Origin of the sequence: Aliivibrio sifiae, assembly GCF_002954715.1 — a bacterium.
Classification (GTDB): domain Bacteria; phylum Pseudomonadota; class Gammaproteobacteria; order Enterobacterales; family Vibrionaceae; genus Aliivibrio; species Aliivibrio sifiae.
The window spans coordinates 764,046-772,251 of the sequence record NZ_MSCP01000001.1 but is presented as its reverse complement, the minus strand read 5'-3'; the positions used below and the strand labels follow the sequence as shown (position 1 = coordinate 772,251).

The window sequence follows — 8,206 nt, the reverse complement described above, 5'->3', positions numbered from 1 at the left end:
ATCTCGTTTAGAGATCGAAAAGCCAATTCAGAAATGAGTTGGCTTTTTTTGTGTCTGTAAGAAATAAAACGTCGAATTTCCTCTTTTTATTACTTGCCAAAACCACTGTTCAAATATACAGTAACTTTGTTTTTCGATAATATAAATAGAGGCATTAAAATGCACATAGCACAAACTCAAAAGCAGCAAGAACCTTCACAATGGAAAACATGCAGCTTATGCAATAAAGAGGCTTTTTGTAACCCATCGACTAGCGTAACAATGGCATGGATAAAAGCAGGCTTTGGGCAACAGAAATGCACTTGGCATTGCGAAACCTGCAAACCTGCTGCTAAGTTAATGAATTAACTTATCTATCAAATTAATGGTAATATCATTGTATTAAAAGATCCTAACTTGATTAGGGTTCAAAATAAAAACAAGGACTTTAACCATAATGAAAGTAATCAGCTTTTACTTCGCATATTTTTAATAAACCATATAATCAATGAGTTAAAATGAAAAAACAAAAGAATGGCGATAAGATGGCGACAGATATTTTCAGTTTAATAATGTATGCATTTTCTTAAATAACAAAAAAATCTTAATTCCTTCGCAAAGTACACATATTCCATAATTGAGTTTTTACACACCATTAACGTAATGTTTATAGTTAATTCATGCAAGTGACACTAAGCAAGTTCTTCCTAGAACCTTCGCTTGCGTTCTGGAATAGCCGAGAGCTTTATAGCTCTCGGCTTTTTTCTATCAATAGGATATTCAGATAATAATAAGAAAAGGTATTACTACTTGGTACTACAAAGGCTTAAATCTTTAACTTCATCAACAACAGATTCAAGATAGCCAGTATTACTTATGCCAGTTTATTTATTCGCTTTGGCCATATACAGCTTTGAAGTATCATAAAAATCAAGGCGGCTATACTCATACTGTCAGTTACCTGTATATGAATAAAACCATAATCATGTATTAACTCTTTATTGAAGCAAATTGAATAATGTTGTGCGCCAATAAAAATATTAAATACAATGTAAGCTAGAATCCAAAGCGTACTATCTATCTTAGATGAGACTAACCTTGCAATATACTTAGTTAGTAACAAAGCAAAAATAGAAACTATTATGTATATAATCAACTCATTCATCAGAACTCTTTCTCATTCCATTAATTGTATTGTAATTACCATAAGCTTCACCAAATAACGCTGGCTTACTCATTGTTCGCCATCCTTTTTGATAATCGGCAGCTAAATGTCGGAATAATTTAAATTGTGTCGCATCGGGTACACTGGCATAAGGTACTTTCTTTATTACATTAACTAAACCATATATTGATAACCCTAGATCAACAGAGCTATATGCTAGATCTGCTTCTCTTACACCATAACCCAACGTTTTAGATGCAGCACGATACCCTTCTTTCACCCAACCAACATTACTAACTTCTTGCTCACCGTTAAGATAATCCATAATGTTAGCACTATTTTCATAAATATTATTTGCTCCGTGGCTAACCATTGAAACTCCAACAGTTCCACATAATGCTACACCTGCGATAGTAGTTAAAGGTGTTGAGGCACAAATGGCATAACCCCCTGTGACTTGAGCAATACCACCAATGGTTCCTATTCCATATTGAGCAAGAGCTCTTGCTTGCTCAATAAGAGAACGTCTTTCCTTTTTCACATAGATAACAACGTCATCTTTTGTGATTTTTCCCTCTTCATAATCAGATCTCAAGCATTTACCAATATGTACATACTCGTTTCTAAACTGATACTGAATCATTGGATCACTTAAACATTCAACACTCAATGTATTACATTGAGCCATTAACCCACGAATAGCTAAATCAACCTCGTCATTTTCAATATCATTATTCATGAATTAGCGTCATTAATTGATTTCAACCATGAACCATATCCATTTGTATTTCCAGATAGGTGCTTCCATTGAATATCTCGGTATGAGATAAGTACAACCTCCTGCATCTCATCTTGGTTAAAGTCAATTACGTGAGGCATATTCATAGAAACACTTCTAATTTGAGCGCCCGTTAATATGATTTCATAAAATCTTTCCAAGCCAGACGATGCACTAGGTCTATAAAAAGTAATGGTGCAATTTAGCACATCACCATCACTACACGCTTGTGACAATAGTGGGGTACTTTTATCTATTTTTTTTACGATTTGAATTGGTTTATGTATAGATTTGTTTTGATATTCAATGCCATGAGAGAATGATAATACAGTAATTTCATCTTCATGATTTCGTTGATATGAATTACCCATTGAATCTCTAGTATTACAACCTTGAGATATGCAACCAGTATTAATACTCTCTATTGTTAGATATGCAGTGCCAGCCATTACAATTCCAGTTTTTAGCTAAAGTTATGCCATTCTACCAAAGTCCAAAATCTCCTTAATACTGAAGACCTAGTAAAATAAACATAACAAGTAGGCATTTTTACTAAAACACTAAAAGCGTGATACTAATCCAACCAGTATTGATTTCAATCTATTGCAATCAAATTATAACTCTAATTCACCTTATAGCTACCTGCAGAACTTCCCTTATCAACCACAACCATCGCATTGGTAGTTATCTCATCAACTATTGCATTTGCTATGGCTTCGGCTAAATCCGCAGCTTTCGCAAACTCGCCCTCTGTCACCATGCCTTTGCCTTCCATCTCTTTAACAATCTTGGCTTTTAATGAGCCTTTATCTAATGCCATATTACTTTCCTGCAAATACGGTGGTTGATCCATCCACATGGGGTTTCCCCGTAAACGGACAAATACTTTCACAAGTGATAACTCCTGCACCGCCGTTTAGTGTGATTATGTCACCTTTCATATTGATGTTCTTTGCTTGAATAAGTTGGTCTTTTGAAATGGTGATCGTTTGCTGTCCGTTGATGACTATCGTGTCGTTTTTTTCTATCGTTAACACTCGATTACCCATCACGGTTAATTTGTCATTAAGACCAATCACTACATCTCGCAGCTTACCAACCACTTGAACCAATTCCCCTGCAGAGGCCATTTGCATATTGCCCAATGCACCAAGCACAAGATTATCACCTGCCAGAACATCAATGGCACCCAATGACTCAATCACCTTTTGGCCCGTGATAGACTCGGTACTGTGTTGTTTTACGATCTGTGTTTGTTGACCTGAATTGATGGTATTGACATCGGCCGTTTGTGTTTTTAAAAAAGCATGATCATGCTGCTCTTGGTCTGTCGTTTTCCACTGATTGCCAACAGTGTCAGTACGTTCTTGGACTTCTTCTCGTTGCTGCAGTAACAGTTCGCCCACTTCAATATTTGGTAATGTCCAACCAAGACCCAACACCGTTCTAATAAAAGGTTGGTCAGCTCGACCATTCGCAAAAGCAAGCTCGACAATAGAGCCCTCATTGGGCGCATGAAACTGGCCTTGCTCACTGCCGCCAAAACCAATCGGCAACATCACACTTTTATAAACAGGTACCGTAATTTCAGGCTCACCGTTCTCATTCAGCAATTGCACATCCGCTGCGTATCGAGGACGAAAGGCCGTATTAATATCACCACTGTTGGCGCTATCGGTGACCGCCATGACTTGACCCAACTTAGGCAAATGAAACCCGGCCGCAAGCTCTGGAAACAACTGCTTTATTTTCTGTTTATCTGAGCTGTCTTGTTTACCCGTAGACCAAAACAGAGTGAGTTCATCGTCTTTGATTTCTTGTTTGGTGATGCGCTGGCCATTGACCTCAACCGCCGGGCGAATAGAGGGAAACAGCGGCAACGTGACACTGTTCCCCCCTTTTTGTTTTTGGATTAATTCTTGGGGAATAAGGATTGGTTTATTATGATAATTAGAATCTGCATGACTGCCAATGAAGATCATGCCATCCGCTTGCTGATACCACACAAAATCTGGAATTCGAAAGGCTCGACCAATATTTTCAAGCACCTGATAACCCGATCCATTACTGGTAAAGTTAGCCACCGGTGTATTGAAATAATCGGCATTATCGTTATAAGTGAATGAAAGACCGGTGTCTTTACTCAATTTATCCAGGATACTTTTTACGGTTGCATGTTGAAGTGATAATGGTCGTGATGAGCTGAGTAAAAAGCACAATTCACGCACCACTATTCGAGTAAAACCAATGTTGTTTGGTGTGGCCTTAGTGATGTATCCGGTGAACCATGGCTTTAGTGTGCCATTGCTACCCAATTGATAATGGATATTCTGACCAACAGCAATCGCCTGCTCTTTATCTTCCACGGTTAAAATACCTCGACCACCTGCAGATAACTCAAGTACCCAATTCTCATCCGAGGTTTTCATTTCAATACTGTTAATCAATAGACGCTTTTCAATCTTCATTGTAATTGCGCCTCGATTTGTTTATTGAGTGTGTCAGCATTAATCGCCGGTGTTTCACCATCAACCGTGCGTTTTTTATTGTTCTTTTCGGCTTGCTGCTCGGCCACACTTAAATGCTCACGCAATTGAAAGCTCACTTGCCACGCAAGCAAACCGTCTTGTTCGACTGCTTGCACTCGACCTGCAAACCGAACTTGACGAATTTTAAGACCTTTGGCCACATCACTGCCGATCACAAACACCTTTCGCGTCCCATCTGTTTTTTTCATTCGCGCTAACTCATACAAACGAGATAACTTGGTAATGTCTCTAAAATCAATCAACCCTGAAATCGCCAACTCAGCCCCCTTTTCTCCTTGCTCTGCATTCGAGGTCGATGATGAAAAGCCCGACATGTCTTTTTCTTTGATTTCAAAGCTTGGATTTACACGGCAATTTTTTAAGTTAATGGATTCCCCATCTAACACTAATAAGGTCATGAAAATAACTCCGTAAAAAAATCCAAAGGGGTGTCTGACAGCATTAACGCGACCGCCGAGTGAGCATAATTTGCATTAGGCACATCAGCGTGTTCAATCATCGTAGCAATCGCATTGATTGAACCATCGACACAAAACACATGTACATCACCACTGATTTGACTGAGTGCTGTGATGCTAGTTTTTATATTGTTCAGTGTACTGACTCGTTTAATGCCTAACGCTTCAAGCTTTTGTACTACTGTGTTCTTATCACTCGAAAGACTCTCTAATTGCGAGAGTTGAGAGCCAAGTAAACTAGACGTATCTCGTAATGGATTGGTGTGTAAATGTTGCTTGGCTTTAAAGCGAGGCTGCAGCGGCGCACTTCTTATATCAAACTTGGTTTGCTCAATGGTTAACTCGCTGCTCGCTTGTCTTGCCGCCGCTTGCCATTGTGGGATTGGCACCACCGCACCAAAACGCTGCAGACTTTGTGCAAATTCGGCCAACGTTCTGGCACTCAATAACACCATCACCGCATACACATGGCCACCGGGTGTTTTGCTGTCATTTGGATCGCGTAACTTAAGGATCATTTGTTCAATGGCATTTTGTGAGGACAACACATGACCCGTTTCTTTTTTGTTGCCAATACCAAACTGATAAGGGGTAATACACAATTGCTGACCACTAACCAAGAACCCATCAAGCTGCTGACGTAAACTAAGTAAAGCCAAAGCATCCGCGCTTAATGTCCCTTGTGAAAACGACGCCTTAGGCCCTACCTGAGACAAACGGCCATTGGCCGCTGTCATTTCACCATCAACATGGTTTAATACATCACACGCTTGCTGATGAATTCGATTGAGTGACGTTGGCCACTGTAAGGTTGAATGCTGCCAACTCATACCAATCCCGATAAGGTTGGACGACCGCATTCTGGAAAATCATCTTGCTGTACGTATTCATTTAAAAGAATGCGATCACCAAGTAGCGAAAAATACTCATCTTCACTGTAATGGGTTTTTCTTAGCTCTGAGTACAACTCTGGAATTTGCTTATCCTGAGCATAAAATAATAATTCAGTTTCAACCTTTGTCAGTTTGACTTGCTGCCATTGCTTTTCGTCTTGCGCCCACACAAAACGATAACGAAGAGGATCGTATTGCCATTGACCAAGTTCCTCATTCCATGAATCAAATTGCTCTGGCTCTAATAATGTATGAGTGTTTGGAAGCAAACCAAGCTCTTCAACTTGGTAATCCCCTTTTTCATCGTTATCACGATCTTTGGAAAAAGCAATTTGCTCACGATGGTCTTCAAGCTGCTTCCACTTTCCATCCACTAAATGAACCGCGTATCCTTTCTTTACTTTGGGTGGTCTAGTAAACGTATGTTTTTCAGGTAAGGTAAAATTAAAGTCACTAATCAAAAGCTCTTGACCTTCTTCATTCCAATACGAATTTCCAATCTGAATTGGATAGACCGTCCATTTCTTTTCTGCGTATAGCACCGTTTGAGTTTCAGGGTCAAACTCTGGTGGTACTTCCAATACGGCCCAATCAGGATAATCACCATCAGGAGTACCAATAACAAAAAACTGACCAACAGGAGAGAAAAATTCATTTAAGGACTTATCCTCAACTTCTGACCATGTTTGATTTATTGCATCAAACTTGCCCGTCATTCCTTTTTTAGAGGGTTCATAAATCACCGTGGTGCAATCAGAACCAAGAGCCGTTCCTGCGGCTACATGTTCTTTATCATTACCTAACCACCAACCCTCAGAATGAATTCGAGAAATATGTAATGTAATAGATTTCTTTTGGACCTTATTCATTAGGCTAATCTCACTATCCAGTTAAATTTACGATGATTGATGGTATTTTTAAGCGCACCAAATAAAGCAATCATGACACTATGAGCGTGTGAACCAATTCCGACGGTATGGGCATGATTACCAGCTGCAGCAACCGGATTATTGGATGAGGTGTTATATCCTTTTTGTGTTTCTCCCCTTTCCATATATAAGCCAGAACCACCAACACCACCTCTAGCCCATCGATAAGGATGTATGTGATTACCTGTCGTATTACTTGTTTTGGTTCCTAAATTAGTAGAACTCACAGTGGAATTGGGATGTCCATGCTCTTTAACTTGACCCTCTTCATAAGCAAGGACCAATTCACCGTCTTCTTTACCCACAATCCCAAGACCACGCATATCAGGAATAATGCCATCTGGATACAGCTTGGCGAGTTCAGGATTCGCAATCACATCAAACCCTTGCCCTTTGTGAATAGCAAACCCCTCTGGCGCAATGTCTGAGCCCCAAGGCAATGGCACTCCCACCGGACAAATTTTTGCGGCCAAAGACAGCCATAATTTATCTAATACGTATTTTTGAATACCACGCCAGAACTGTGGCAATTTAAGGTGTTTTGGCTCTTTCGATTCGTTATCAATATCTGCATCAGTGGCCGCATTATCCACTCGCTCAAACTCACCAGTACCGCCCACCAATCGGACATCACTGATATTTCCGGCACTGTCTATCTCTGCAATTTTAGTCAGATAGTGTTGAACACCATTGTCATCCACATGGTTGATTAATTCTGTGGTTGAACAAATCAATGACACCACCGTTTGCCACTGGCTTGTTAACTGGCCTTGAAAACTGGCGTCCAAATAAATACCGCTACTAGGAACGACATCAGTAATGGTGATATTTTGTGTGGCATGGCAACGCAAACCACCCACATAACCGATACCTAAATTCGCGCTGTATACGCTGTCATTTTTTTGGACTTGAAAACCATCGGTTAAAAATGTGGCGTGACCATAATGGTCAATATTAGATAAACGCTCACGTTCATCCATTCCAAACAAACGCGCTGTAAAATCAATCTGCCAAGTAGACGCATCGACATTAATGCCAGTGATACTCTTCGCGCCTGAATAGCCCATTAATACCGAGCGCGTAATACTGTTACCCGTAGCCACACCCGAAACACTTTTTTCTTTATCTGTATTGGGAAAGTGGCTAATTGCAGCAATGACGCCCGACGCTTTGTTTCTTAGCCCTAACCAGTTAAATGAAAAATCACCCACTGTCGTATCCATAATGAGTGAATACACCACCGCATTAGGATTAATAAAACCAGATTGAGATACATCCGCGACATAAACAATGTGCTCTGCAGGTGGTAATCCTTCTGCTCTATCAATTGGTGCGTTAGGATCTTGATTTGGTACTAACGCCAACACCATTTCATCTAAAACAACCGGTGTATTATTGGCTTCTTGTTCAGCCTTATAGCTTTCAAAGGCCAAAGTAATAGCAGATTGAGACATA

The 8,206-nt window shown here is 39.9% G+C and carries 9 protein-coding genes; 1 reads left to right on the top strand and 8 read right to left on the bottom strand.

The annotated features are described in order from the left end of the window. The first annotated feature begins 159 nt into the window (after positions 1–159). Entirely contained in the window at positions 160–348 is a 189-nt protein-coding gene (locus BTO23_RS03490) for a hypothetical protein (RefSeq protein WP_060991299.1), read from the top strand. A 788-nt stretch (positions 349–1,136) separates the two neighbouring features. Here the strand turns inward: BTO23_RS03490 and BTO23_RS03480 are convergent. From BTO23_RS03480 to BTO23_RS03445, 8 genes are all read right to left on the bottom strand, one after another. Then, the gene (locus tag BTO23_RS03480; RefSeq protein WP_105062953.1) at positions 1,137–1,883 is read right to left on the bottom strand and encodes a DUF4225 domain-containing protein; all 747 of its coding nucleotides are present in this window, start codon (positions 1,881–1,883) and stop codon (positions 1,137–1,139) included. After that, complete coding sequence (gene tssD, locus BTO23_RS03475; RefSeq protein ID WP_105062952.1) at positions 1,880–2,371, bottom strand: type VI secretion system tube protein TssD; 492 nt, start codon at positions 2,369–2,371, stop codon at positions 1,880–1,882. The genes BTO23_RS03480 and tssD overlap by 4 nt, the downstream gene beginning before the upstream one ends. Positions 2,372–2,544: 173 nt before the next feature. Then, on the bottom strand, positions 2,545–2,742 hold the full coding sequence (locus tag BTO23_RS03470) for a hypothetical protein (RefSeq protein WP_105062951.1): 198 nt from the start codon (positions 2,740–2,742) through the stop codon (positions 2,545–2,547). 1 nt (position 2,743) lies between these two features. Beyond that, positions 2,744–4,390 carry a hypothetical protein gene (locus BTO23_RS03465; protein WP_105062950.1) on the bottom strand — a complete coding sequence of 549 codons (1,647 nt, stop codon included), beginning with the start codon at positions 4,388–4,390 and terminating at the stop codon, positions 2,744–2,746. Then, on the bottom strand, positions 4,387–4,869 hold the full coding sequence (locus tag BTO23_RS03460; RefSeq protein ID WP_061013992.1) for a baseplate complex protein: 483 nt from the start codon (positions 4,867–4,869) through the stop codon (positions 4,387–4,389). The genes BTO23_RS03465 and BTO23_RS03460 overlap by 4 nt, the downstream gene beginning before the upstream one ends. After that, positions 4,866–5,759 carry a hypothetical protein gene (locus BTO23_RS03455; protein WP_105062949.1) on the bottom strand — a complete coding sequence of 298 codons (894 nt, stop codon included), beginning with the start codon at positions 5,757–5,759 and terminating at the stop codon, positions 4,866–4,868. The genes BTO23_RS03460 and BTO23_RS03455 overlap by 4 nt, the downstream gene beginning before the upstream one ends. Beyond that, on the bottom strand, positions 5,756–6,691 hold the full coding sequence (locus tag BTO23_RS03450; protein ID WP_105062948.1) for a hypothetical protein: 936 nt from the start codon (positions 6,689–6,691) through the stop codon (positions 5,756–5,758). The genes BTO23_RS03455 and BTO23_RS03450 overlap by 4 nt, the downstream gene beginning before the upstream one ends. After that, positions 6,691–8,205, bottom strand: coding sequence for a phage tail-collar fiber domain-containing protein (locus BTO23_RS03445; protein ID WP_105062947.1), 1,515 nt, complete (start codon positions 8,203–8,205; stop codon positions 6,691–6,693). Before BTO23_RS03445 ends, BTO23_RS03450 begins: the two co-directional genes overlap by 1 nt. Position 8,206 lies beyond the last annotated feature (1 nt).

Coding starts and splice junctions, on each gene's coding strand:
- BTO23_RS03455 (WP_105062949.1), bottom strand. CDS start 5,759: ATGAGTTGGCAGCATTCAACCTTACAGTGGCCAACGTCACTCAATCGA.
- BTO23_RS03445 (WP_105062947.1), bottom strand. CDS start 8,205: ATGTCTCAATCTGCTATTACTTTGGCCTTTGAAAGCTATAAGGCTGAA.
- BTO23_RS03470 (WP_105062951.1), bottom strand. CDS start 2,742: ATGGCATTAGATAAAGGCTCATTAAAAGCCAAGATTGTTAAAGAGATG.
- BTO23_RS03490 (WP_060991299.1), top strand. CDS start 160: ATGCACATAGCACAAACTCAAAAGCAGCAAGAACCTTCACAATGGAAA.
- tssD (WP_105062952.1), bottom strand. CDS start 2,371: ATGGCTGGCACTGCATATCTAACAATAGAGAGTATTAATACTGGTTGC.
- BTO23_RS03480 (WP_105062953.1), bottom strand. CDS start 1,883: ATGAATAATGATATTGAAAATGACGAGGTTGATTTAGCTATTCGTGGG.
- BTO23_RS03465 (WP_105062950.1), bottom strand. CDS start 4,390: ATGAAGATTGAAAAGCGTCTATTGATTAACAGTATTGAAATGAAAACC.
- BTO23_RS03460 (WP_061013992.1), bottom strand. CDS start 4,869: ATGACCTTATTAGTGTTAGATGGGGAATCCATTAACTTAAAAAATTGC.
- BTO23_RS03450 (WP_105062948.1), bottom strand. CDS start 6,691: ATGAATAAGGTCCAAAAGAAATCTATTACATTACATATTTCTCGAATT.